The sequence below is a fragment of the Actinomadura sp. ATCC 39365 genome, assembly GCF_054392275.1.
Window position 1 is genome coordinate 10,787,942 of record NZ_CP184335.1, and the last position, 25,144, is coordinate 10,813,085.

Annotated in this window: 23 protein-coding genes; 7 read left to right on the top strand and 16 right to left on the bottom strand. The window is 70.7% G+C overall.

The annotated features are described in order from the left end of the window. Positions 1-276: 276 nt before the first annotated feature. Entirely contained in the window at positions 277-912 is a 636-nt protein-coding gene (locus ACNF49_RS51455) for a GNAT family N-acetyltransferase (protein WP_482942220.1), read from the top strand. A gap of 25 nt (positions 913-937) precedes the next feature. Here ACNF49_RS51455 and ACNF49_RS51460 read toward each other — a convergent pair whose 3' ends face one another. The 3 genes from ACNF49_RS51460 to ACNF49_RS51470 are packed head-to-tail and all read right to left on the bottom strand — an operon-like array spanning position 938 to position 4,741. Continuing rightward, positions 938-2,899, bottom strand: coding sequence for an acetoacetate--CoA ligase (locus tag ACNF49_RS51460; RefSeq protein ID WP_482942221.1), 1,962 nt, complete (start codon positions 2,897-2,899; stop codon positions 938-940). Between the two features lie 58 nt (positions 2,900-2,957). Beyond that, on the bottom strand, positions 2,958-3,815 hold the full coding sequence (locus ACNF49_RS51465) for a serine hydrolase (RefSeq protein ID WP_357970314.1): 858 nt from the start codon (positions 3,813-3,815) through the stop codon (positions 2,958-2,960). Then, complete coding sequence (locus tag ACNF49_RS51470; RefSeq protein ID WP_482942222.1) at positions 3,812-4,741, bottom strand: LysR family transcriptional regulator; 930 nt, start codon at positions 4,739-4,741, stop codon at positions 3,812-3,814. Before ACNF49_RS51470 ends, ACNF49_RS51465 begins: the two co-directional genes overlap by 4 nt. 86 nt (positions 4,742-4,827) lie before the next feature. Between ACNF49_RS51470 and ACNF49_RS51475 the strand changes: the two genes are divergently transcribed. After that, the gene (locus ACNF49_RS51475; protein ID WP_482942223.1) at positions 4,828-6,435 is read left to right on the top strand and encodes a penicillin-binding transpeptidase domain-containing protein; all 1,608 of its coding nucleotides are present in this window, start codon (positions 4,828-4,830) and stop codon (positions 6,433-6,435) included. A 45-nt stretch (positions 6,436-6,480) separates the two neighbouring features. On the opposite strand, the gene ACNF49_RS51480 is transcribed toward ACNF49_RS51475, so the two are convergent. From ACNF49_RS51480 to ACNF49_RS51525, 10 genes are all read right to left on the bottom strand, one after another. Further along, positions 6,481-7,188, bottom strand: a complete 708-nt coding sequence (locus tag ACNF49_RS51480; protein WP_357970307.1) for an HAD family hydrolase — start codon at positions 7,186-7,188, stop codon at positions 6,481-6,483. Between the two features lie 94 nt (positions 7,189-7,282). Beyond that, positions 7,283-7,909 carry an HAD family hydrolase gene (locus tag ACNF49_RS51485; protein ID WP_352321686.1) on the bottom strand — a complete coding sequence of 209 codons (627 nt, stop codon included), beginning with the start codon at positions 7,907-7,909 and terminating at the stop codon, positions 7,283-7,285. A gap of 34 nt (positions 7,910-7,943) precedes the next feature. Then, positions 7,944-8,363: a DUF6912 family protein gene (locus ACNF49_RS51490; protein WP_482942224.1), complete on the bottom strand. Its 420-nt coding sequence runs from the start codon at positions 8,361-8,363 to the stop codon at positions 7,944-7,946. A 120-nt stretch (positions 8,364-8,483) separates the two neighbouring features. Next, the gene (locus ACNF49_RS51495) at positions 8,484-9,131 is read right to left on the bottom strand and encodes an HAD family hydrolase (RefSeq protein WP_357970302.1); all 648 of its coding nucleotides are present in this window, start codon (positions 9,129-9,131) and stop codon (positions 8,484-8,486) included. Positions 9,132-9,255: 124 nt separating this feature from the next. Next, positions 9,256-10,566: a glycoside hydrolase family 3 protein gene (locus tag ACNF49_RS51500; RefSeq protein ID WP_482942225.1), complete on the bottom strand. Its 1,311-nt coding sequence runs from the start codon at positions 10,564-10,566 to the stop codon at positions 9,256-9,258. Positions 10,567-10,625: 59 nt separating this feature from the next. Then, positions 10,626-12,290, bottom strand: coding sequence for a phosphoenolpyruvate--protein phosphotransferase (gene ptsP, locus ACNF49_RS51505; RefSeq protein WP_482942226.1), 1,665 nt, complete (start codon positions 12,288-12,290; stop codon positions 10,626-10,628). After that, positions 12,287-12,550: an HPr family phosphocarrier protein gene (locus ACNF49_RS51510; protein ID WP_357970294.1), complete on the bottom strand. Its 264-nt coding sequence runs from the start codon at positions 12,548-12,550 to the stop codon at positions 12,287-12,289. The genes ptsP and ACNF49_RS51510 overlap by 4 nt, the downstream gene beginning before the upstream one ends. 180 nt (positions 12,551-12,730) lie before the next feature. Further along, positions 12,731-13,177 carry a PTS sugar transporter subunit IIA gene (locus ACNF49_RS51515; RefSeq protein WP_357970292.1) on the bottom strand — a complete coding sequence of 149 codons (447 nt, stop codon included), beginning with the start codon at positions 13,175-13,177 and terminating at the stop codon, positions 12,731-12,733. A gap of 10 nt (positions 13,178-13,187) precedes the next feature. Further along, entirely contained in the window at positions 13,188-13,424 is a 237-nt protein-coding gene (locus ACNF49_RS51520; protein ID WP_352349299.1) for a PTS sugar transporter subunit IIB, read from the bottom strand. Positions 13,425-13,475: 51 nt separating this feature from the next. Continuing rightward, on the bottom strand, positions 13,476-14,510 hold the full coding sequence (locus ACNF49_RS51525) for an SIS domain-containing protein (protein WP_357970290.1): 1,035 nt from the start codon (positions 14,508-14,510) through the stop codon (positions 13,476-13,478). A 177-nt stretch (positions 14,511-14,687) separates the two neighbouring features. Here ACNF49_RS51525 and ACNF49_RS51530 point away from each other — a divergent pair, with 177 nt between their 5' ends. From ACNF49_RS51530 to ACNF49_RS51540, 3 genes are all read left to right on the top strand, one after another. Next, positions 14,688-15,428: a GntR family transcriptional regulator gene (locus ACNF49_RS51530; protein ID WP_357703032.1), complete on the top strand. Its 741-nt coding sequence runs from the start codon at positions 14,688-14,690 to the stop codon at positions 15,426-15,428. Between the two features lie 69 nt (positions 15,429-15,497). Then, positions 15,498-16,814 (top strand): PTS transporter subunit EIIC, encoded by a 1,317-nt coding sequence (locus ACNF49_RS51535; RefSeq protein ID WP_357970288.1) that lies wholly within the window; start codon positions 15,498-15,500, stop codon positions 16,812-16,814. Positions 16,815-16,893: 79 nt separating this feature from the next. Beyond that, positions 16,894-18,168 carry a PTS transporter subunit EIIC gene (locus ACNF49_RS51540; RefSeq protein ID WP_482942227.1) on the top strand — a complete coding sequence of 425 codons (1,275 nt, stop codon included), beginning with the start codon at positions 16,894-16,896 and terminating at the stop codon, positions 18,166-18,168. A gap of 81 nt (positions 18,169-18,249) precedes the next feature. Here ACNF49_RS51540 and secA read toward each other — a convergent pair whose 3' ends face one another. Next, entirely contained in the window at positions 18,250-21,039 is a 2,790-nt protein-coding gene (secA, locus tag ACNF49_RS51545) for a preprotein translocase subunit SecA (RefSeq protein WP_357970284.1), read from the bottom strand. Between the two features lie 225 nt (positions 21,040-21,264). On the opposite strand from secA, the gene ACNF49_RS51550 reads away from it, so the two are divergent. Together ACNF49_RS51550 and ACNF49_RS51555 are read left to right on the top strand one after the other, a co-directional pair. Beyond that, the gene (locus ACNF49_RS51550; RefSeq protein WP_357970282.1) at positions 21,265-21,525 is read left to right on the top strand and encodes an HGxxPAAW family protein; all 261 of its coding nucleotides are present in this window, start codon (positions 21,265-21,267) and stop codon (positions 21,523-21,525) included. Positions 21,526-21,927: 402 nt separating this feature from the next. Next, on the top strand, positions 21,928-23,121 hold the full coding sequence (locus tag ACNF49_RS51555; protein WP_482942228.1) for a winged helix-turn-helix domain-containing protein: 1,194 nt from the start codon (positions 21,928-21,930) through the stop codon (positions 23,119-23,121). A 368-nt stretch (positions 23,122-23,489) separates the two neighbouring features. Here ACNF49_RS51555 and ACNF49_RS51560 read toward each other — a convergent pair whose 3' ends face one another. Next, entirely contained in the window at positions 23,490-24,188 is a 699-nt protein-coding gene (locus ACNF49_RS51560) for a response regulator (RefSeq protein ID WP_352326269.1), read from the bottom strand. A 264-nt stretch (positions 24,189-24,452) separates the two neighbouring features. Then, positions 24,453-25,118: a ribosome hibernation-promoting factor, HPF/YfiA family gene (hpf, locus tag ACNF49_RS51565; protein ID WP_357970277.1), complete on the bottom strand. Its 666-nt coding sequence runs from the start codon at positions 25,116-25,118 to the stop codon at positions 24,453-24,455. Positions 25,119-25,144 lie beyond the last annotated feature (26 nt).

Sequence of the window (25,144 nt, forward strand, 5' to 3'; positions counted from 1 at the left end):
CTTTAGCAAGCGTCGACCGAGGCGAGATATCCGCGAAATCGACGCAACGAAGAAAAGGCGGATGCGCCATGGACGCATCCGCCTTATCTCCAGAGGCCGGGGAGCGAGCTGCGCGTTCACCCGCCCGGCCTCTGTTCACCCCTCCGAACAGCCCCAACCTTAGCCAAGGCGACACCGGGAACGCACACCGTTCCGCAAAACCTTTCCCGGATTCCTCGGGGTAGGGCAAAAAAACGAGTCGCGTGCGCGGGGCTAAAGCTGGAAGTATGCCGGAATATGCGTAACTGGCCGCTCTTTGAGCTCTCCATCACCACGCCGCGGCTGGAACTGCGGCACCCCACCCTCGACGACCTCGACGAACTGGCCGACCGGGCGGCCGAGGGCGTCCACGAGGCCGGTTTCATGCCGTTCATGTTCCCGTGGTCCGAGGCGGCCCCGGCCGAGCGGGCCCGCCGTACGGTGCAGTACCACTTCCGCAGCTGGGCCGGGTTCACCGCCGACGACTGGTCGCTGGAGCTGGTCGTGGTGCACGAGGGCCAGGTCGTCGGCACCCAGGGCGTCAGCGCGACCAGTTTCCCCGTCGCCCGCGAGGTCAGGACGGGCTCCTGGCTGGGCCGGCGGTTCCAGGGCCGCGGCATCGGCACGGAGATGCGCAGGGCCGTCCTGCACCTCGCCTTCGCCGGGCTCGGTGCGCGGCACGCCGTGACGGAGGCGTTCGAGGACAACCACGCCTCGCTGACGGTGACCAGGAAGCTCGGCTACCGCGAGGACGGCGTCACCGTCCACGCGCGCAAGGGCGAGCCGGTCGTCACCCGGCGTTTCCGCATGGCCCGCGAGGACTGGTCGCCGTCCCCCGACGTCGAGATCCGCAACCTCGACGCCTGCCTGCCCCTGTTCGGCCTGGAGCCCTGAGCCCCGCCACCTCCGTCCAGCGCCGTCACGGCCTGAAGTGCCGCAACACCTCCGGATTGGCCATGGCGTCGAGGTTGGCCGCCTCCTCGACGGGCGTGCCGAGCAGGATCTTGCGTACCGGCACCTCCAGCTTCTTGCCGGACAACGTCCGGGGGATGCCGGGCACGACGCGGATCTCGTTCGGCACGTGCCGGGGCGACAGCTCCTGGCGCAGCGCCGCGCACAGGGCGCGTTCGAGCTGCTCGCCGAACTCGGCGCCCTCGGCGAGCGTGACGTAGAGCAGCAGGCTGCCCTCCTGTCCGAGCTGCCCGGTGTCGATCACGAGACTGTCGGCGATCTCCTCGAACCGCTCCACGACCCGGTAGAACTCGCTGGTGCCCATGCGCACGCCGCCCCGGTTGAGCGTGGAGTCGGAGCGGCCGTAGATGACGCAGCTGCCGTCCTCGTTGACCTTGATCCAGTCGCCGTGCCGCCACACGCCCGGGTAGACGTCGAAGTAGCTGTCGAAGTAGCGCCGTCCGTCGGGGTCGTTCCAGAACATCACCGGCATCGAGGGCATCGGCCGGGTCAGCACCAGCTCGCCCACCTCGCCGACCACCGGCTCGCCCTTGGGGTCGTACGACTCCACCTTGGCCCCCAGTGACCGGCACGGGATGATCCCCGCCCTGATCGGGTGGAGCATCGTGGCCCCGACGAACCCGGTGCACACGTCGGTGCCGCCGGAGAACGACCCGATCGGCGTGCCGGGCAGCTCGGCGGCGACCCAGGCGAAGCCCTCGGGCGGCAGCGGCGAGCCGGTCGAGCCGATGCCGCGCAGCCGCTCCAGCCCGTCGGGGTGGAGCCCGGCCTTGAGCGAGGCCATGATGTACGGCGCCCCCACCCCGAAGTACGTCACCTTCTCCGAGGCGGCGATCCGCCAGAGCGCGGCGGGCGAGGGATGTGTGGCCGAGCCGTCGTAGAGCACCGGCGTGGCCCCCACCAGCAGGGCGCCGACGAGGTAGTTCCACATCATCCAGCCCGTGGTGGTGTACCAGAAGAACACATCGCCCTCGCCCAGGTCCTGGTGGAAGGCGAGCGACTTGAGGTGTTCGAGCAGCACGCCGCCGTGCCCGTGCACGATCGGCTTGGGCAGCCCGGTCGTGCCGCTGGAGTAGAGGATCCACAGCGGATGGCCGAACGGCACCCGTTCGAACTCCAGCGGCCCCGCCTCGGCCCGCAGCCCCTCCCAGCCGATGACCTCGCCGTGCGGCACCGAACGGGCATGCCCGGCGGCCGGCCCGGCCTCCTGGGGCGCCCGGCCCTCGCCGGCCGCCGACAGGTAGGGGATCCACACCGTGGCGCGCAGCGTGGGCAGCTCGGCGGCGATCTCGTGCACGGCGTCGGAACGGTCGTAGGTCTTGCCGTTGTAGTGGTAGCCGTCGACCGCGATGAGCACCTTGGGCTCGATCTGCCGGAACCGGTCGACGATGCTCGGCACCCCGAAGTCGGGCGAGCCGGCCGACCAGACGGCGCCGAGCGAGGCCGTGGCGAGGAAGGCGATCAGGGCCTGCGGGATGTTCGGCAGGTAGCCGGCCACGCGGTCGCCCCTGGTGACGCCGAGCCTGGCCAGACCGGCGCGGACGCGGGCCACCTCGTCGCGCAGCTCGGCGTGGGTCAGCTCCTGGCGGGCGCCGTCCTCGGAGACGAAGACCAGGGCGGTGCCCTCGGTGCGCCGCAACGCGTTCTCGGCGTAGTTGACCTCGGCGCCGGTGAACCAGGTCGCCCCGGGCATCTCCCCCGACAACACCGGCCCGTCGCCGCGCTCCCCGATGACGTCGAAGTAGTCCCAGACCGACGTCCAGAACTCCTCAGGACGGTCGACGGACCACTGCCACACCTCCTCGTAGCTCGCGCCGGACCGCCCCAGCCACTCCAGGTAGCGGGTCAGCTTGGCGGCGGACACGACCTCGTCGGTCGGTTCCCAGAGAAGCGCACCTTCAGCAACCATGTGCCCCATCCTGTCGCCCGTCAGGTGGAAAGTCATACCTGACCTCCCCCATAACTTGCTACCTCCGTAGGTGGTCCACCGCCATACGGGCGGCGGTGCCGATCACCGCGTCGGCGCGCGGCTGGATGACCGCCGTGCTGAACGAACGGGTGAACACCGCCACCGCGTACCGGCCGCCGTCGGGGTACTCGACCACGCCGACCTCGGTGCGCAGCGTCGGCAGCGACCCGGTCTTGCCGCCGACCTCGACGTCGTCGTACGGAAAACCCGAGGCCAGCCGGTGTGGCCACACCTGCATGTTGAGCACGCCGCGCATCCAGGAGCACGACTGCGGCGAGGCGGCCTCGTCCCGCCAGATCATGGAGAGCAGGCGGGTCATCTCGCGCGGGGTGCTGCGGTTCGTGTGCGCCGGGTCGAGCGCCCGCATGCGGGAGATGTCGTCGGGATCCAGGTACGGCCACCCGTGGCCGGTGTCCAGCTCCATGGTCTCGTACAGGTCGCGGCCGCTCTGCAGCAGCCGGGTGCCGCCGAGGCCGAAGGCGTCCAGCATGGCGTTGACCGCGTCCATGCCCACCCGGTCGAGCAGCACGTCGGCGGAGGTGTTGTCGCTCACCGCCATCATCAGGTACGCCAGGTCGCGCAGCGACATCGTCACGTCGTCGAGCATGGCCGACAGGCCCGTCGGCCCCGAGACCCGCTGGCCGGACGTCACGGTCGTCGGGGCCGTCGCGTCCAGCCGCCCGGCGTCGGCCTGCCGGCAGAACTCGACCAGCAGCGGCAGCTTGTACACCGACGCCAGGGGCATCGGCTCGTCGGCGCCGTGGCCGGACTCCCGCCCGGAGTCGATGTCGCAGGCGTGCAGCCAGCCCGTCACCCCGGCCATCCGGAACAGCGCCGCGTAGTCGGGATCGCTCATGCCAGCATCCCCGGCCTCCGGCTGATCCGCCGCGCGGGCGCGGCGCCCTCGTCGGTCATCCCGGCGCTCTCCTTCAACGTGCGTACGGCGACGTCCGAGAACTCGGCGACCCAGTCCTTCTTCGGGCCTGTCGCGGCGTGCCAGGCCGTGGAGACCCGGTACGCGATCGGCGAGCCTAGCAGCGGCCGCCAGGCCAGCCCAGGGACGTCCGCCTTGGGCCCGAACGCCACCGCCTGGCCCGCGAGCACCAGGCCGAGCCCGGCGCCCTGGTGCACCTGGCCGGGCACGTACCCGTGCCGGCGGCACTCGGCCAGCGTCTCGGCGTGCCAGCCCGGCTCGCCCTCCTTGGGCGGCATCAGCAGCTCACGCCCGGCCAGGTCGGTCAGGTGCACCTCGCCGGCCTCGGCCAGCGGGTCGTCCCCGGTCAGCAGCACGCCCAGGGGCTGCACGAGCACCTGGCCGAAGTCCAGGCCGGGGGCGGCGACCGGATGGCGGACGAGCCCGACGTCGATCGTGCCCTCGGCCAGGGCGGACACCTGGTCGGCCGTCCAGATCTCGACGGGGACGAGCCGTACGTCCGGATTGACCGCGCGGAAGCCAGCGACCAGGGCGGCGATCACGGAGGCGGCCAGGTCGGGCGGTACCCCGATCTTGAGCACTCCGCCGTCGCCGCGGCGGGCCAGCTCGCGCAGCCGCTCGACCCTGGAGACGATCTCGCGGGACTCGCCGAGCAGCAGCCGTCCGGCCTCGGTCAGGCGTACCTGCCGGGCGGAGCGGTCGAACAGCTGCACGCCGAGCTCCTCCTCCAGACGTTTGATGCGCTGGCTGAGCGGCGGCTGCGCCATGCCGAGGCGGATCGCGGCGTTCCCGAAGTGCAGTTCCTCCGCCACGACGACGAAGTAGCGGAGATGCCGGACCAAGTCCATGACCAGCCACTATATCCAGATTTGTATCTTTACAGTCCTCATATCAATATTGGACGACACTCCTCCGCCTCTGGTGTCCTCGGGCCATGGCATCACAAACGGGGACACTGTACGGGCGCGCCCGGCCGGAGGGACCACGTCGCGGACGGCGGCGCAGGTGGCCGCTGGTCCTGACCGTCCTTGTCGTGCTGATCGTGGCGGCGGGGGCCACGGTGTGGCTGTTGCGTACGAAGGGCTCACCCGAGCAGACGACCGACGAATACCTCTCGGCCTGGTCCGCCCAGGATTATGCGAAGATGCGCGGGCTCGTCGCGGACCCGCCCACCGACTTCGAGGCCTGGCACCGGCGTTTCCGCACCGGCCTCAAGGTCGAGCAGGCCACCTTCTCCCGCTCCCGGTCGACCGGCCCCTTCGCCGACAACGGCCCGGACGACGACGGCTACCTGGGCTTCAACGTCAGCCTGACCGGCCCCCGGGACTGGAAGTACAGCAGCCGGCTCAAGCTGGTCGAGCGGGACGGCGCGTGGAAGGTCGCCTGGACCCCGGCCGCCATCCACCCCAAGCTCAAGAAGGACCTCTCGCTGCGCCTGGTCGCCCTGAAGCGCGAGTCCACCAGCGTCCTGGCCGCCGACGGCACCGAGATCGGCGGCGCGGACGCCCCCGGATCGGTGCAGCAACTGGTCGAGGGCATCAAGCAGACCTACCCCGACCGTTTCAACCTGGGCGGCGACTCGATCATCGGCCTCTACAGGGGCGACGAACTGGTCGAGACGCTGGCCAAGCCGGGCGGCACCAAGCCGTTCAACACCACGATCGACCTGAAGGTGCACGCGGCGGGGGCCGCGGCGCTGGAAGGCGTCACCAAGCCGGCCTCGCTGGTGGCGCTGCGCGCCTCGACCGCCGAGATCCTGGCCGTGGTCAACAAGCCCGGCGGCTTCAACCGGGCGCTGCTCGGCAAGTACCCGCCCGGCTCGACGTTCAAGGTCGTGACCGCCTCGGCGCTGGTCGCGGACGGGGTCGAGCCCGGCAGGACGGTCACCTGCCCGGCCGAGAAGAACATCGGCGGCTTCCCCTTCCACAACGCCGGCTTCAAGGACTACGGCACGCTCTCCTTCCAGGACGCCTTCGCGCACTCGTGCAACACGACGTTCGGCGAGATGAGCGTGGCCGAGCTGAACGGCGGCAGGCTGGCCGAGGTGGCCAGGAGCTTCGGCTTCGGCACCCCGATCAAGCCGGGCGTGCCCGCCGTGCGGGCCGAGTTCCCCGACCCCAAGGACGACACCGACCTCGCCTCGGCCTCCATCGGCCAGGGCCGGGTGCTGGCCAGCCCGCTCAACATGGCCTCCGTCGCCGCCGCCATCGCCTCGGGCGCCTGGATCCCGCCGCGGATCGTGTCCAGGGAGCTGGTCCCCGACGACCGCCCGCGCCCGCTGGAGCGGGGCGTGGTGTCGGCGCTGCGCAAGCTCATGCCCGCCGTCGTCACGGACGGCACCGCCAAGGGCGCGCACTTCCCGGCGGGCACCGCGGGCAAGACCGGAACGGCCGAGTACGGCTCGGGCAAGGAGCCGCCCGCGCACTCGTGGTTCATCGGCTACAAGGGGGACGTGGCGTTCGCGGTGATCGTGGAGGGCGGCGGCGCCGGCTCGGCCGTGGCGGCCCCCGTCGCCGCCCGCTTCCTCGCCGCCCTGCCCTGACGCGCCGCACGAAGGCGCGCGTCAGCCGGGCGGGACCGAGGGGGGTCAGCCGGCCTTGCGGTCCAGCGGGGAGGTCAGGCCGGCCACCGCGGCCACCACCTCCGAGGCGTCCGACAGGTCGGGCAGCACCAGGTCGGCGCCCGCCTCGCGCAGTTCGGCGGCCGTCGACCGCCCGGATGCGACCCCGATCATGGCGGCCCCGCCGATCCTGGCGGCCTGCACGTCGCGCGTGGAGTCGCCGATCACCACCGTGTTGGCCGCCGTGAACGGCGTGCCCAGCCGCTGCTTGGCCCTTCCCTGCGCGACCTGCAACAGCGTCGCCTTGGGGTAGACCTCCTCGCCGTAGCCGCCGAGCTCGAAGTCGACGTACCTGTCCAGCCCGAACGCCTTGAGCTTGTGCACGGCGTTGCCCTTGATCGTGCCGGTCAGCACCGACTGCACGACGCCGTCGAGCCGGGCCACCGACTTCAGCGCGTCCTTGGCCCCCGGCATCATCCGGCCCTCCTTGGCCAGCCGGCCGCGCCGGTCGGCGAAGGCGAGGGCGAGGGCGGCAAGGAACCTGGGCAGGTGGTCGTCCTGCGCCGGGATGCCGTTGACGGCCAGCGTCTCGAAGACGATCTCGGAGTCGGGACGGCCGAGCGGCGGCACGAGCTTGACCAGCGGCCGGCCGGTCACGGCGCGGAACGCCTCGGCGTAGGCGTCCCGGGTCACGATGGCGACGTCGACCAGGGTGAGGTCGACGTTCCAGAGCACAAGGCGGTTGATGGCGGCCTCCTGAGGGGTTCCCGGCAAGGGTACGGCTCCGGCCCGGCCGGAGGCTGCCCTCCGGCGCATCCGGTATGTCCCCTCAGGCGTACTGGAGCGCCTGGGCGAGCGTGTCCACCACGGGCAGGCCGGTGCCCTCCAGCTCGGCCCGCGTGGTCATGCCGCCGGTGTAGAGCACCGCCCGCGCCCCCACGTGCCGCGCGGCGAGCCCGTCGTCGACGCTGTCGCCGATCACCAGGATCTCGCCGGGGTCGAGGTCGAGGGCCTGGATGTGCGCCGTCATGTGCACGGCCTTCTCGCCGCCCGTGGTGCCGACCAGCCCGTCGATCCGGGTGAAGTGCCGGGTGATGCCGAACGACTCGACGATCGGCACGAGATGGGCGTGGGGGGCCATCGAGCACAGCGACTGGGTGCCGGCCCAGCCGCCGAGCACCACCTCGGCGTCGGGGGCCAGCCCGCAGGCGGCGCTGAGCCTGAAGTAGTGCTCGTGGAACCCGTCGTCCAGCAGCTCCCACTCCCCCTCGGCCAGCGGCCTGCCGAGCAGCCGCTCGTAGGCGACCCAGATGGGACGGGTGTAGACCGCACGGAACCCGTCGGCGGTCAGCTCAGGCAGCGCGTACGGCTTGAACAGGGCGTTGGTGGCACCGACGACGGCCTCGACGTCGTGGAAGAGCGTCCCGTTCCAATCCCAGATGATGTGTTTTGTCATGTCCCGGCAAGCTTATTCGACAGGTGTGACGATCCTATGAACCCAGCAGGTCCGGGATCTCCTGGGTGGCGTACCACATGAGCTCGTGGGCCTCGGCGCCGTCGACCGTGAAGCGGGCGTCGTCGTCGCCGTCGTCGGCGGCGGGCAGCGCCTCGACGGCGGCCTCGATGTCGCCGACGGCGTCGTGGTCGTCGACGTGCACCGCGGCCACCTTCGCCATCGGGACGGCCGCGGCCAGCCGCACGCGGGCCCGCTCCTCCAGGTCGACGCCGGCCGAGACCGAGCCGTCGGGCACCTCGGCGGCGACCACCACCCGCCGGTGCGCGGCGGCCACGCCGTCGGCGCGGTCGGCGGCCAGCATGCGCAGCGAGGCGCGGGCCGCCTCGGTCAGCGCGACGTACTCCAGTTCCTCGGTGTCGCCCGAGGCGTACCACTCGGTCAGCGCGGGGGTCACCGCGTAACCGGTCAGGGGGCCGGCCCCAGCTCCCCCGCCTCGACCGCGCGGGCGAGGGCGGGGAGGGTGCACGGCAGATAGACGCGCATCACGAACCTTTCCGAAATCGCAAGGGCACCATCATGCCCGTCGCAGCGTGAGCCGGAGTACGGTCTCCAACTCTGTGAGGGTCGTGTCGGCGTCGCGGTGGTGGATGCCGGTGATGCCGAGTGCGCGGGCGGCCAGGATGTTGGCCTCGATGTCGTCGATGAACACGCACTGCTCGCCGGGCAGTCCGACCTGGTCGAGGGCGTGGCGGAAGATGCGTTCCTCGGGCTTGCGCATGCCGACCTCGCCGGAGATCACGACCGCGTCGAAGAGGCCGTCCCATTCGTGGCGGGGGTAGGTGTTCGACCAGGAGTTAGACAACAAACACGTCTTAACACCATTTTTCCGTACGTCGCGGAGCATGTCGTACATGGCGTCAACCCGTTCGAAGCCCGCGAACATGCGCTCCAGCAGCCCCTCGGCCACCGGCGGCACGCCGTCCACGGTGAGCAGCCGCGCGGCCAGGTCGCGCTCGAAGGCCGGGCCGTCGAGCTCGCCGCGTTCGAGCGCGTGCACGACGTTCTGCCCCTCGCCGCCCCGGTAGGCGTGGTCGACCAGCTCGCGCATCACCGAGCGGTAGTGCTCGGCGTCGATCCGGTCGGCGGCGAGCCACCGGGCGATGGAGTCGGTCAGGCTGGTCGTGAGCACGCCACCCCAGTCGATGAGCACCCCTGCGACCACGACCGCCTCCTCGCTCGAATCCGGTTCTAGGATAGAACCCCACGGAATCGGCTTTTGCCCGGCCCAGCTCTTTATTTACGGATAAATCCCCTTGAACGGCCGACGCGATTCGGCCATGGCCGTCCTAACCCGCGGCCCGCACCTTGGCGGCCAGCCTGCGGTGCTCGGGCGAGCGCAGCACGCCGGCCGCCTCCTGCGCCGACGCGACGGGCGCCGCGGCCAGCAGGCCCCTCTTCTGCTTGAGCCTGAGCAGCCGGACGACCGACTGGTCGAGGCGGTCCTCGGAGATGCGCCCCGACTTCACCGCCGCCAGCACCGCCTGGTACGCCTTGCCCAGGTCGTACGGCATGAGCAGCAGGTCGGCCCCGGCCAGCACCGCGCGCACCGCCACCTCGCCGTCGCCGTACTTCTTGCGCACGCCCTCCATGTTGAGCGCGTCGGTGGAGATCACGCCCTTGAAGCCGAGCTTCTGCCGCAGCAGACCGGTCAGGATGGGCTTGGACAACGTCGCCGGGTCGCCCGACGGGTCGAGCTTGGGGAAGACGATGTGGGCGCTCATCACGGCGTCGACCCCGGCGCCGACGGCGGCCCTGAACGGCGGCGCGTCGATCCTCTCCCACTGGGCCATGGTGTGCTTGATCACCGGCAGGCCGGTGTGGCTGTCGACGGAGGTGTCGCCGTGGCCGGGGAAGTGTTTGGCCGTGGCCGCCACCTTGGCGTCGCCGAAGCCCTTGACCGCCGCCGCGACCATCTTCGCCACCGCGGACGGGTCGTTGCCGTAGGCCCGCCGGCCGATGACCGGGTTCCGCGGGTTGACGTTGACGTCGGCGACGGGCGCGAAGTCGAGGTTGACCCCGAGCGCCCGCAGCTCCTCGCCGGTCGCCCTGGCCACGGCCCTGGACATCGCCGGGTCCTTCGTGGCGCCGATCTCGGCCGCGCCCGGGAAGTCGGTCATCAGCGCGGACATGCGGGAGACCAGCCCGTTCTCCTGGTCGGTGCCGACCAGCAGCGGGACCTTCTTGGACGCCTCCTGCAGGCCGTTGGTGAGCTGGACGACCTGGGCCGTGGACCTGACGTTCGCCGGGAAGAGGATCACGCCGCCCAGGTGGTAGCGGGCGATCACCTTGGCCGGGGTCCGGGCGCCGTAGCGGGCCTGGTTCTCGCCGGAGACGGTGTCGGCGGCGGTGCCGTACAGGACGGGCATGAAGAGCTGGCCGACCTTCTCCTCCAGCGTCATCCGCCGCAGGGCCCGCAGCACCGGGTCGGACGCGGCCTGGGGCGGGCTCTGTGGTTTCGTGCTGCCCGCGGGGGTGGCGGGGGTGGCGGGGGTGGCCCCGTCGCCTGCCGGGGCCGCGCTCGCCGGGGCGCCACCGCCGCCGCCGCACGCGGTCAGCGCCAACACCAGGAGCCCTGCGGGGCCGATCCGTCTGAACATGCCTTCCAAGGTATCCATGCCGCGGCCCGTACGAGCCCGGCGACCCGAAAACGGCCCGTTCACACCCCCAGCGCCGCGAGCCCCGGCAGGTGGGTGCGCGCGACCGCGCGCGCGTTCGCCGCCGTGACCTGGGCCCGCGCGTTGCGCGCCGCCAGCCGGCACTGCTCCAGCGTGTGCGCGGCCAGCGCCGCCCGTACGGCCCCCAGCGCCCCCGCCCTCATCGACAGCGTGGTCGCCCCCAGCCCGACCAGCACGCACGCCAGAGCCGGGTCGGCGGCCGCCTCACCGCAGATGCCCACCGGCTTGCCGTGGCCGCAGGACATGGCGATCAGGTCGAGCAGCGCCGGCTGCCACGGGTCCTGGAGCCCGCTCACCGTGCCGAGCTGGCGGTCGGCGGCGAAGGCGTACTGGGCCAGGTCGTTGGTGCCGAGCGAGACGAAGTCCACCACCCCGGCCAGCTGCCCGGCCCGCAGCGCCGCCGACGGGATCTCGATCATGACGCCCACCTTGGACAACCCGCGCGCCCGGCAGGCGTCGGCGAACCACCTGGCCTCCTCGGCCGTGGCCACCATGGGCGCCATCACCAGCAGCTCGGCCGGCGCGTCCTCGGCCGCCGCCGCCAGCGCGCGCAACTGCGCGTCCATCACCTCGGGGAAGCGCCTGAACAGGCGCAGCCCGCGCTCTCCCAGCGCCGGGTTCGGCTCGGCGGGGGCGGGCAGGAACCGCAGCGGCTTGTCGGCGCCCGCGTCGAGCGTGCGCACGACCACGGTGGCGCCGGGCACGGCCTCCAGCGCCGCCCGGTAGGCCCGCTGCTGCTCCTCGACGGCCGGGGCCTCGGCCCTGTCGAGGAAGAGGAACTCGGTCCGGTAGAGCCCGACGCCCTCCGCCCCGGCGGCCAGCGCCTCCTCCAGCTCGGCGGGGCCGGCGACGTTGGCCAGCAGCGGCACCGCGTGCCCGTCGGCGGTCCGGCCCGGCCCCCTGGCCGCGCCGATCGCCGCCTGCTTCGCCGCCGCCGCGTCCCGCGCCCCGGCCACGTGGTCGTCGGACGGCTCCAGGCTCACCTCGCCCGTCGTGCCGTCCACCAGGACCGGGACGCCGGCGGGGATGCCGGTCGCCCCTGGGCAGGCGACCACGGCGGGCACGCCCATCGCCCGTGCCATGATCGCGGTGTGGCTCGTGGGCCCGCCCTGCTCGGTGACGAACCCGGCCACGTCCCGCCTGGACAGCAGCGCCGTGTCGGCGGGCGCCAGATCGGCCGCGACCAGCACGTACGGCACCTCGGGAGCGACCGGCAGACCCGGCATCGGGTGCCCGGTCAGCAGGGCGATCACCCGGTCCCTGATGTCGTCGAGGTCGGCGGCCCGCTCGCCCAGGTAGCCGCCGGCCCCGGTGAGCACGTCCCGGTACTTCGTGAACGCCTCGAAGACCGCCCGGGGAGCGGCCAGGCCCCGGTCGATGAGGGTCCTGACCTTCACCACCAGACCGGGGTCCTCGGCCATCAGCGCCTGGGCCTTGAGGATCTCCTCGGCCTCGCCGCCCGCCTGGTTGCCGCGGGCCTCAAGCTCGCCTGCGACCTGTGAGAGCGCGGCCGAGGCCCGCTCCTTCTCCTGTTCCGCCTCACCGGTGTAGGTGCTGCCCTCGGGGGGTTCGGGCACAGAGGCGGTCAGAACGTACGCGGGGCCGTGCCCGATTCCCGGGCTGACCCCAACCCCCCGCAGGTTCATGGCGCTCCGGCGATCGTGGCCAGTTCGTCCAGGATCTCCTCCGAGCCGTCGCCCTCCGCCCGGATCACGACGGTCTCGCCCTGCCGGACGTCGAGCGCCATGATGGCGAGGATGCTCTTGCCGTTGACCGGGGCCCCGCCGCCGCTGGCCTTGGCGACGCTGATGTCCATCGGGGCCAGCTGGGCCCGTTTCACGAACGTCGCCGCGGGACGGGCGTGCAGACCCACCTCCGCCGCGACCGTGACCTTGCGCTCACCCATGAGCCTCTCCTTCTGTACCCGGTCCAGACCAGCTGGACCCTTGCGTGAATGGCGGCCGGCCGCTCGGGGTCGGGCCGGGCGCCGGCATGGCTGGGGGCACGCCTATTGTGACGTCTTCTGCCGGTACGACCGTGCCGATGAGGCGCCGTACGCCGATCTCGGGGACCGCGCCGACGGTGTCTACATCCATGTGAACAGCTCGTCCCCCACGTGCACCGCCCCCTGGACGATGCCGGTCACCGACTCCGAGAGGGCGTCCAGGGCCACGACGGGGCAGACCGGGGACCGTCCGCCGGCCTCGACGACGGACGGGTCCCACGCCACGACGGGCTGCCCCGCGCTGACCCGGTCGCCCTCGGCCGCCAGCAGCTGGAACCCCTTCCCCTTCAGCTGGACCGTGTCGATGCCCAGGTGCACCAGCACGCCCCTGCCGTCGTCCCCCACGATGACGTAGGCATGCGGATGCAGTTTCATAATTTTTCCCGCTATGGGGGCTACGGCCTTGCCGGGCCCCCGCAGCGGGTCGATCGCCGTTCCCGGTCCCACCATGCCCGCGGAGAAGACCGGATCGGGCACGGCGGCCAACCCCACAGCCGCCCCCTCGACCGGGGCGAGAACAGTCGTCATGGTCTCGCCCTTAGCCGATGATGTCCTCGATGTCGCTGGCGATCGTGTCCGCCTCGGGCCCCACGACGACCTGGACCACGTTGCCCGCGGCCATCACGCCGTGCGCCCCGGCCGCCTTGAGGGCGGCCTGGTCGACCTTGGACGCGTCGTGCACTTCGGTGCGCAACCGGGTGATGCAGGGCTCGATCTCGATGATGTTGTCGGCACCGCCGAGACCGGCGATGATCGCATTCACATCCGCCGCCATCCGGTCCTCCCTCGTTCCAACTCCGTGACCAGGCTAAACGAGGTGCCCCGCTCAGTCCGTCTGCGTGACCTTGTTGAGGCCGCGCGGCGAGTCGGGGTCGATGCCGAGACGGCGGGCCAGCGCTTCGGTGAGGAGCTGGCCGGGGATGATCAGGCCCATCGGCGCCACCCATTCGGGCAGGTCGGGGCCGTTCAGCGCGGCCGTGCCGGCCTGCGCGAGCGCGTCGCCGCCGCCGATCGTGTACGCCGCCGCGCCCGCCGCCACGACCCGCTCGGCCAGGGCCACCGTGCCGGACAGCGTGGGGCTGTTCTCGGCGGCCACCAGCAGCGCCGGGGTGTCGGCGTCGACCACGGCGATCGGGCCGTGCAGCAGGTCGGCGTAGGACAGGCCCATGGCGTGCAGGTAGCAGGCCTCCTTGAGCTTGAGCGCGGTCTCCAGGGCCGTGGAGAAGGCGAGCCCGCGTCCGGAGACGACCACGCCCGGCTTGTCCAGCAGCCCCTCGACGACCGCGTCCAGGTCGCCCGGCTCGGCGATCAGCTTCTCGACCGCGTCGGGCACCCGCCGCAGGTCCTCGGCGTTCACGTCGGCGCCCAGGCCCAGCGCCAGCACGGCCAGCGCGGCGAGCTGCGTGGTGTAGGTCTTGGTCGCCGGGACGGCCTTCTCCTCGCCGGCCAGCGTGCACAGCGCGACGTCGGCCGCCTGGGCCAGCGGGCTGTCCTCGCCGCCGTTGGTGATGCCGACCGTCTTCGCGCCGCAGTCCTTGGCCCAGGCCAGGGTCTCGACGATCTCCTCCGTACGGCCCGACTGGGAGATCGCGACGGCCAGCACGCCGTCGAGGTCGAGCTTGCGCCGGTAGGTCGTCGCGATGGACGGCGCGGCCAGCGCGCCCATCCGGCCCGCGTGGGACTCGACCAGGTAGCGGCCGTAGACTGCGGCGTTGTCGGAGGTTCCACGCGCGATGAACAGCAGCTGGCGAGTCTGCTCGCCCACCGCCTTCACCTCGCCCACCCTGGGGAGCAGGGCGTCGAGCGTGGCCCGCAGCGCTTCCGGCTGCTCGGCGATCTCACTGCGCATCTTGGTGGTCATCCTGAGCTCATCCCTCGATTCATACGGTGTCGGACTTGACCGTCTTTCGCGACATGTGGTCTAGTCCGGACTAGACCAGTACGAACCATAGCCCATGGCCACCAAACAAGAAATCTGCCCATAGACTGCCGCACCACCAGATCCAGATTTCTTCTTTGCCGATCGAGGGGAGGATCCGTGGCGCACATCGATCCGGATAGCCCGGTGCCCAAGTACTTCCAGCTTCGCGAGATCCTGCTGGACCTCATTGACAGCAACGAGCTCAGCATCGGCGCGGCCATCCCGTCCGAGCGGGAGCTCTGCCAGCGGTTCGGTCTGTCCAGGATGACCGTACGGCAAGCCGTCGACCACCTGGTCTCCGAGGGCCGCCTGCACCGCGTGCCGGGCAAGGGCACGTTCGTGGCCAGGCCCAAGATCGAGCTGGCGCTGCAGCTCACGTCCTTCACCGACGACATGAGGGCGCGCGGGATGATCCCGGGTTCGCGCGACCTCGACCGCCGCATCGTGCGGGCCAGCGCTCACCTGGCCAAGGAGCTGGGGATCCAGCCGGGTGAGGAAGTGCACTTCATCGAACGCCTGCGCACGGCCGACGGCGAGCCGCTGTCCATCGAACGGGCACACATCCCGGTCAAGCTCGCTCCCGACCTGGCCGATTACGACCTGTCGGACAAATCGCTGTACGAGCTGCTGGAGAGCCGCTACGGGCTGGTCATGGACGCCGGCGAGCTCACCATCGACGGCGGCATCGCCGACCCGAGCGACGCCGACCTGCTGAAGCTGCCGCGCGGCGGCGCCGTGCTGCTGCTCCAGCGCAGGTCCTTCTCCGGCGGCGTCTGCGCGGAGCTCGGCGTGTCCACCTACCGCGCTGACCGCTATCAGCTGCGGACCATCCTCGAAATGCCCGTTAGACGGGGCTAAGGCCACTCCGCCGGGCCCGGACGGCCTGCCCGGCGGACGCCTGACTCCCACCCCCCGGAGGAACGCCCGGTGAACGAGACCACCGCCGCCGCCCGGCCTTCGCCGTTCGCACGCGTGATGAACGTGCTCCAGCGGCTGGGCCGCTCGCTGATGCTGCCCATCGCGGCCCTGCCCGCGGCCGCGCTGCTCTTCCGGTTCGGGCAGCCCGACATGCTGGGCTCCAACGGCCCGGCCCCCGGCGGCCTGGCCGACGTGCCCGGGTTCGCGTGGATGAGCCAGGTCGCCGAGGTGCTGGCCGCGGCCGGGGACGCGCTGTTCCAGAACCTGCCGCTGCTGTTCGCGGTGGGCGTGGCCATCGGCTTCGCCCGCAAGGCCGACGGCACCACGGCGCTCGCCGCCGTCGTCGGCTACCTGGTGTTCGACCGGGTGTCCAAGGTGATGTTCTTCGGCTCCGACATCCGCGACACCGTGGCCATCCGCCAGGTCCAGGACCAGGGCATCAAAGAGGTCATCAACTACGGCATGCAGAACCCCACCAAGGTGCTCGGCGGCATCGTGATGGGCCTGGTCACCGCGCTGCTGTGGCAGCGCTTCCACCGCATCAAGCTGCCGCCGTGGCTGGCCTTCTTCGGCGGACGCCGGTTCGTGCCCATCATCACCTCCATCGTCGCGCTGCTCCTCGGCGTGCTGTTCGGCTGGCTCTGGCCGGTCCTCGGCGAGTGGATCCGGCACGCCGGCGAGGCGCTGGCCGCCATCGGCCCGATCGGCACCGGCATCTACGGCCTGATCAACCGCCTGCTCATCCCGCTCGGCCTGCACCACTTCGTGAACTCGGTCGTCTGGTACGTCGTGCCGCAGTGCGAGGTGGGCGGTCACGTGCTGGGCGGCGACTGGAACTGCTACTTCGGCGGCGCCCCGCACTCCGGACAGTTCATGGCCGGCTTCTTCCCCGTCATGATGTTCGCCCTGCCCGCCGCCGCCCTGGCCATGTGGCGGGCCGCGCCGCCGCACCGCCGGGCCACGGTGGGCGGCATCATGCTCTCGGCCGGGCTGGCCTCGTTCGTCACCGGCATCACCGAGCCGATCGAGTTCGCGTTCATCTTCGTCGCGCCCGCGCTGCTGGTCGCGCACGCCGTCCTGACCGGCCTGGCGATGGCGCTCACCACGCTCATCGGCGGGCAGCTCGGCTTCGGCTTCTCCGCGGGCCTGCTCGACATGCTGCTGAACGTCAGCAAGTCCAACACCCAGAACCTGCCCGGCATCCTGCTGCTCGGCGTGATCTACGGCGTCGTGTACTACGTCGTGTTCACCTTCCTCATCCGCAGGTTCGACATCATGACGCCGGGCCGGGAACCCGAGCCCGACCTCGACTCCGGCGAGACCTAGCGCCCGTTTTCCGCCACGCCCGCCGTGGTAGGAACCTGGCATTCCCCCGCTGACGGACCACCGAGCGGGGGTGAGGACCATGGGCGCGTCGCCCTGGTCGGCGACGTTCGCGGTGCTGCAGCGTATCGGCCGCTCGCTCATGATGCCCATCGCCGTGCTGCCCGCCGCCGGCCTGCTCTTCCGCTTCGGCCAGGACGACCTGCTCGGCAAGGACGGCCTCGGCGGCCTCCTGCCCTGGATGCTGCCCGTCGCCAACGTCCTGGCCGCGGCCGGCGGCGCCCTGTTCGACAACCTGCCCGTCCTGTTCGCGATCGGCGTCGCGATCGGCTTCGCGCGCAAGTCGGACGGCTCCACCGCCCTCGCCGCCCTGGTCGGCTACCTGGTGTTCGACCGCGTCAGCCGCACGCTCTTCTACGACGCGGGCCACGGCGCGGTCTACCACAAGGTCGTCGTCACCACCCCTCAGGGGCCGATGCTCAACCTCGGCGCCCAGAACCCCACCGGCGTGCTCGGCGGCATCGTCATCGGCATCACCGCGGCGCTGCTCTGGCAGCGCTTCTACCGGCTGAAACCGCCCCCGTGGCTGGCCTTCTTCGGCGGCCGCCGCTCGGTCCCGATCATCACCGCCGTCGCCGCCCTGGCGCTCGGCGTCGTGTTCGGGCTGGTCTGGCGTCCGGTGGGCGACGGGCTGTCCAGCGTGGGCGACTGGCTCTCGGCCCACGGCACCGCGGGCACCGGCATCTACGGCGTGGCCAACCGCCTGCTGATCCCCGTCGGCCTGCACCACTTCCTCAACACCATCGTCTGGTTCACCCTGCCCGAGTGCCACGCCGGCGTGAACGGCGCCACCCGGAACGCCGCCGGCGACCTGAACTGCTACTTCGCCGGCGAGCAGGGCGCCGGCATCTTCATGACCGGCTTCTTCCCCGTCATGATGTTCGGGCTGCTCGGGGCCGCCATCGCCATGTGGCGGGCGGCTCCGCCGGAACGCCGCAAGTCCGTGGGCGGCATCATGTTGTCGGCGGGGCTGACGGCATTCATCACCGGCATAACCGAGCCGCTGGAATTCGCCTTCATTTTCGTGGCGCCGGTGCTTTTCGTGGTGCACGCCCTGCTGACCGGGCTGTCGATGGCCCTGATGGCGGAATTGGACGCGCGGCTCGGCTTCACCTTCTCCGGCGGGGCCATAGACATGCTGCTGAACGCCAGCAAATCGAACACCCACCGGCTCGGGCTGATCATCGGCTTCGGGCTGCTGTATTTCGTTCTCTATTATCTGATCTTCGCGTTCCTGATCCGCCGCCTGAACATCCCCACCCCCGGCCACGAACCCCCCGCCCCGCCGGCTCCCTAGTCAGCCCGGCGCGAAACGACGAAGCCCCCGCCCCCTGCTCGCGCAGGGAGACGGGGGCCCGCTCAGGCTCGCCTCAGCGTGTCAGACGGCGTTCTTCGGGTCGCCGTGGCAACGCTTGTACTTCTTGCCCGACCCACAGGGGCAGGGCGCGTTGCGCTCGACGTTCCCGTACGCGGCCCGCTCGGCCGACGTGGTGCGCACCCGGGTGTGCTCGACGTCGCCCTGCTCGCCGGGGGCGGAGTACTCGAGCTCGGTCGGGCGCTGCGGCGCGCGCAGGGCGGTGGAGATGATCGACCGCGTCTCGGTGACCGCGGCGTCCTCCTCCTCGACGATCGGGTTCTCCTGCACCTCGACCTCGAGGTTGAACAGGAAGCCGACGGAGTCCTCCTTGATGCCCTCCAGCATCGCGGAGAACATCTCGAAGCCCTCGCGCTGGTACTCGATCTGCGGGTCCTTCTGCGCGTAGGCCCGCATGCCGATGCCCTCGCGCAGGTAGTCCATCTCGTAGAGGTGCTCGCGCCACTTGCGGTCGAGCACCGACAGGATGACCTGGCGCTCGAAGTTGCGCGTGGCCTCCGCCCCGAGCTGCTCCTCGCGCCTGGCGTACGCCTCCAGGGCGTCGGCCTTGATCTTCTCGGAGATGAACTCGGCGGTCAGCTCCTCGCGGCTGCCGGCCTCCTCGACGAGGTTGTCGATCGTGACCGTGACCGGGTAGAGATCGCCGAACGCCTTCCACAGCCTGTCGAGGTCCCACTCCTCGGCGAAGCCCTCGGAGGTGGCGCCCGCGACGTAGCCGTCGATCACGTCGCCGACGAAGCCGCGCACCTGCTCGTGCAGGTCGGCGCCCTCCAGCACGCGGCGGCGCTCGGAGTAGATCACCTTGCGCTGCCGGTTCATGACCTCGTCGTACTTCAGAACTTCCTTGCGGATCTCGAAGTTCTGCTGCTCGACCTGGTGCTGGGCGGAGGCGATGGCCTTGGAGACGATGCCCGACTCGATCGGCTGGTCGTCGGGGATGCTCAGCCTGTTCATGATCATCTCGACCCTGGCCGCGTTGAACAGGCGCATGAGGTCGTCGCCGAGCGAGAGGTAGAAGCGCGACTCACCGGGGTCGCCCTGACGGCCGGAACGGCCGCGGAGCTGGTTGTCGATGCGGCGCGACTCGTGGCGCTCGGTGCCCAGCACGTAGAGGCCGCCGAGCTGGGTGACCTCGTCGTGCTCGGCCTTGACGGCCGCCCTGGCCTTCTCCAGCGCCTCGGGGTAGGCCTTCTCGTACTCCTCCGGCGTCTCGACCGGGTCGAGGCCGCGCTGGCGCAGCTCGAGGTCGGCGCGGAACTCGGAGTTGCCGCCGAGCATGATGTCGGTGCCTCGACCGGCCATGTTCGTGGCGACGGTGACGGCGCCCTTGCGGCCCGCCTCGGCGACGATCGCGGCCTCACGCGCGTGGTTCTTCGCGTTGAGCACCTCGTGCACCACGCCGCGGCGCTTGAGCGCCTTGGACAGCCGCTCGGACTTCTCCACCGAGGTCGTGCCGACGAGGACCGGCTGCCCGGCGTCGTGGCGCTCCTTGATGTCCTCGACCACCGCGTTGAACTTGGCGTCCTCGGTCTTGTAGACCACGTCGGGCTGGTCCTTGCGGACCATCGGCCGGTTGGTCGGGATCGGGACCACGCCGAGCTTGTACGTCTGGTGGAACTCGTTGGCCTCGGTGACCGCCGTACCGGTCATGCCGGACAGCTTGGCGTAGAGGCGGAAGTAGTTCTGGAGGGTGACCGTGGCGAGAGTCTGGTTCTCGTCCTTGATCTTCACGCCTTCCTTGGCCTCGATGGCCTGGTGCATGCCCTCGTTGTAGCGCCGGCCGTGCAGCACGCGGCCGGTGAACTCGTCGACGATGAGCACCTCGCCGTCGGCGACGATGTAGTCCTTGTCCTTCTTGAACAGCTCTTTCGCCTTGAGCGCGTTGTTCAGGAAGCCGACCAGGTGGGTGTGCTCGGGCTTGTAGAGGTTGTCGATGCCGAGCCAGTCCTCGACCTTCTCGACGCCGGCCTCCAGGACGCCGACCGTGCGCTTCTTCTCGTCGACGATGTAGTCGCCGGTGCTCTCCTCGCCCGGGTTCTTCGCCTCGACGCCCTTGCGCAGCCTGGGAACGATCTTGGCGAACTCGCTGTACCACTTGCCCGACTGCTCGCCGGGGCCGGAGATGATCAGCGGCGTGCGGGCCTCGTCGATGAGGATCGAGTCGACCTCGTCGACGATGGCGTAGTGGTGGCCGCGCTGGACGCACTCCTCCAGCGACCACGCCATGTTGTCGCGGAGGTAGTCGAAGCCGAACTCGTTGTTGGTGCCGTACGTGATGTCCGCTTCGTACTGCTTGCGCCGCTCGTCCGGCGCCTGGCCGGAGAGGATCATGCCGACTTCCATGCCCAGGAACCGGTAGACGCGGCCCATGTTCTCGGCGCCGACCTTGACCAGGTAGTCGTTGACGGTGATGACGTGGACGCCGTTGCCCGCCAGCGCGTTGAGGTAAGCCGGCAGCGTACAGGTCAGGGTCTTGCCCTCACCCGTCTTCATTTCGGAGATGTTGCCCATGTGCAGGTTGGCCCCGCCCATGATCTGCACGTCGAAGTGCCGCTGGCCGAGCACGCGGCGGGCCGCCTCGCGCACGGTCGCGAACGCCTCGGGAAGCAGATCGTCGAGGCTCTCGCCGTCGGCGTAACGCTGCTTGAACTCGTCGGTCAGCGCGCGCAACTCCGCGTCGGACAGGCTCGTGAAGTCGTCCTCGATGGAGTTGACCTGATCGGCGATCCGCTTGAGCTTGCGCAGAGTCTTGCCTTCGCCGGCACGTAGGATCTTGTCGAGAATGGCTGCCACTTTATGTAAAGCTCCTCGCAGGTCTACCCCGGCGGCGCCGCCAGGAGGAGAGGCCGAGACAAACTTCCCCGGTTGCCATCGTAGGCGGTTCCGCAACCAGACACAGCCACCGTGACGACGAGGGCGCCGGACACGTCTGGGAGAATGGGGCCAAGGCAGAGGGTATGCCGGTTGAGCGCCGGTTCGCACCAATAGCGGGATATCCGGCAAAGGAAGGATTTAGTCATGGTTGAGGGGAAGAAGTCCGAGCACACGGAGAATCTCGGCAACCACGGCGGGCGCGCCTCCTCGTGGCTGGCCGTGACTGTCATGGTGGTGGGCACCATCGTGGCCGGCTTCGGGCTGACGGCCGACAACTGGACGCTGGTCTGGGTCGGCGCCGGCGTGTTCGTCGTCGGCGGCATCCTCGCCCTCGTCTTCGACATCTTCACGGACGTGGTGATCGACGCGCCCCGCGTCGGCATGCGCGCCGAAGACCACCGCTGACCCACCCGGCACACGGCGGGCCCCGACGAACCGGGCGCCCGCCGTTCCCATGCCCGGCCCGCTCCTGACTCTTTGTTCTCGGCATCCAATTCCCCAACCCCAGTACATCGGCGTGTCGCCCCCTCCCCACCTCGCCTACCCCTGCCCAGCCTGCCCGCCTGCCCCGGCCCTCGCTCAGCCCGGCTTGCCCACCACCCCTTCCCCCTCGCCCGACCTGGCCTGCTTCCGTACGCCTGGCCCTCGCTCCGCCCCGGCCTGTTCCTGACGCCGCGCTCAGCGTGTCGCTCGGGCGCGTTCCGCGTCCGGGGTGTGCCGGGGGCGGGCCGATTCTGTCGGTGGGCGCCGCTAAATTCCTCCCATGGATAGCTCTACCGTCCCCCAAAGCCGTCCGGGGTTCGCCGCATGACGAACGTGACCGACCTGACCGCCGACGAGGCGCGCCGGGTCATCCTGCGTGCCCAGGGGCTCATCGGCGCCGACGCGCGCAAGGCCGGGGTGCGCGGCATGCTGCGCCGGCTCGGCGCCGTACAGCTCGACACGATCTCCGTCCTGGCCCGCTCCCACGAGCTGGTCGCCTACGCGCGCCTCGGCGCGGTGGGCAGGCCCACGGTCGAGCGCGCCTACTGGCACGATCCCGCCCAGAGCTTCGAATACTGGTGTCACGCCGCCTGCATCCTGCCCATCGAGCACTGGCCGCTCTACGCCTTCCGGCGCCGCGCCTACCGCGACCGGCGCTACCGCTGGCACGAGGTGCCCGACAGCGTCGACAAGCTGCTGCAGCAGGTGCGCGACTCGGGCCCGCTCACGACGTCCGACGTCGGCGGCGCCAAGAACGGCGGCCCGTGGTGGGACTGGTCCGACTCCAAGATCGGGCTGGAGTGGCTGCTCGACATCGGTGAGATCACCTGCGTGCGCCGCGTCGGCTGGCGCCGCGTCTACGACCTGACCGAGCGCGTCGTGCCCGCCGACCTGCTGGCCGACGACCTGTCCGACGAGGAGTGCGTCGTCCTGCTGGCCGCCATCGCGGGCCGGTCGCTCGGGGTGGCCAACCGTACCGACCTTCTCGACTTCCTGCGGCTCAAGGGCAAGTACGCGGCGATGCTCGACCAGGCCCTGCTCAGCGGCGCCGCCGGGCTGGTGCCGGTCAAGGTGGCGGGCTGGCCGGCCAAGAGGGGCCACGCCGACGCGTGGGCCGACCCGCAGGCGCTGGAGTCCGAGCCGCGCGGCCGCCACCGCACGACGCTGCTGTCGCCGTTCGACTCCCTGATCTGGCACCGCGGCCGCACCGAGCGCGTCTTCGGCTTCAAGTACCAGCTTGAGCTCTACGTGCCCAAGGAGAAGCGCGTCCACGGCTATTTCACGATGCCGGTGCTGGCCGGGGGCCGTCTGATCGGCCGGGTCGACCCGGCTCGCGAGGGCACCACCCTGGTCGCCCGTCAGGTCCACCTGGAGCCCGGCCTGTCCCCCGCCAAGTGGGCCGACGCCCTGCGCGACGCCCTGTGGTCGGCCGCCGAGTGGGTGGGCTGCGACGCCGTGCGCGTCGAACGCACCGACCCTCCGGAGCTCGCCCATCTCCTGACCGCGCCCCGGCCGTAGACGATCAGCGGGGATGGGCGGCGGGCCGGCGCCTACGGCCGCGCCCGCCACGGCCGGAGAAGGGGAACAGGTGACGCGGGGTGGCGATCGCGCCGGGTCACCGTCCCCGAAGGGCGGGCTCGGCGGCGCGCCCGGCATGCTCTGGGCGGGCCCGCACCACAGTCACGTGATCGCGCGGCCTCTGCACGGGCTCGCGCCACAGTCAGGTGATCGCGGGGCCTCCGCATGGGCCCGCAATACAGTCACGTGATCGCGGGGCCTCCGCACGAGCCCGCAATACAGTCACGTGATCGCGCGGCCTCCACGGGCCCGCACCACGTGATCGGGGGCGCGGCCGGCAGCGGCCTCCGCTGGGGCTCGTGCCGGGGTCAGGTGATCTCCAGCATGCGTTCGCGTACCGCGTAGACCACCGCTTCCATCCGCGAGTGCAGCTGGAGCTTGTCGAGGATGTTGCGGACGTGGTTCTTCACCGTGTTCTCGGAGATGAACAGCTGCTTGGCGATCTCACGGTTGTTCATGCCCTTGGCGACCAGGCGCAGGACCTCCATCTCGCGGTCGGTCAGCCGGGGCACTGGCAGCTGCGGCGGGCGTTCGGCCTCCTTGCGGCTCATGTTCGCGAACTCGCTGATGAGCTTGGCGGCCATCGCCGGGTTGATTAAGGACTGGCCCTCGTGCACGCCGCGCACCGCGGCGGGCACGTCGTTGATCTGCACGTCCTTGAGCAGGTAACCGGTGGCGCCGGCCTTGATGGCCTCGAAGAGGTCCTCCTCCTCGTCGCTCACCGTCAGCATGATGATGCGGGTGCTCGGGACGGACGCCCTGATGCTCTTGGTCGCCTCGATCCCGTCCTGCCGGGGCATGCGCACGTCCATCAGCGCGACGTCGGGCATGAGGCGATCGGCCAGTTCGACCGCCTCCTGCCCGTCGCTCGCCTCACCGACCACCTCGATGTCGGGCTCCGCGGCCAGCGTCAACGCCAGGCTTCGCCGGATCAGCTCGTGATCGTCAACGATCAGCACGCGGATCGGCTCGCTGTCTGCCGTGCGGACCTCGCCGGACTCGGTCACGAGCCCTCCTCGGTCCGTCTTGCGCCTGCCTTGCTCACGGGGAACCTGCTCATCGGACGGCCGCTCCACTGTCACGCCCGGTCGGGGCCGTAGCGGCGGTCCGCATGGCGGTTGTCCCGTCAGTACCCTCGCTTCGCTCGCTCATCTGAACCTGACTGAGCTCGCTCACGTCTCCTCCTCGTCGGGGGGCCAGAGCCGTCGGACCGCCATGATGGCACGTATGGCACGGTCCTCGGGTGGTCGAGAAGATCTTCCGGTGTGCGATCAGGGCTCTATGAGCCGCAACACGCCGTAGTTGTACCCGCGCCGGTTGTAGACCACGCTCGGCAGGCCGCTCTCCTTGTCACGGAACAGGTAGAAGTCGTGCCCGACCAGTTCCATCTCGAGCATGGCCTGGTCGATGGTCATGGGTTCCGCTCTGTGGAACTTCTCCCGCACGACGAGCGGACCGTCGCCGTCCATCTCGATCGGGACGATGTCGTCGTCGAGCTTCTCCTCCTGCACCGGCAGGTCCTCGTAGGACTCGGCCGGCTCGGGGACGGACTTGGTTCCCCGGAGCGGCGGGCCGGCGACGTCAGGGAGCGTCGCGGTGAGCTCCGCCACCGAGGGCGGGCAGTGGTTGCCGTGATGGACCTTGCGCCGGTCGGCCAGCCTGCGCAGACGGCCTTCCAGCTTGTCGAGGGCTATGTCGAGGGCTACGAACCGGTCGTCGGCCGAGGCTTCGGCGCGGATGGCCGGGCCTTTCGAATGGATGGTGAGTTCGACGCGCTCGCGCTGGTCGGCGAGGCGAGGGTTGCGTTCTTTGGACACCTCCACATCGACTCGGATGAGTTTGTTGTCCAGACGTTCGATCCTGGCCAGCTTGGTCGTCACCTGGTCTCGGAACCGGTCACTCACTCCTGTGTGCCGACCCTTGACGATGATGTCCATGCAACAGCCCCCCTTCGTCTAACGAC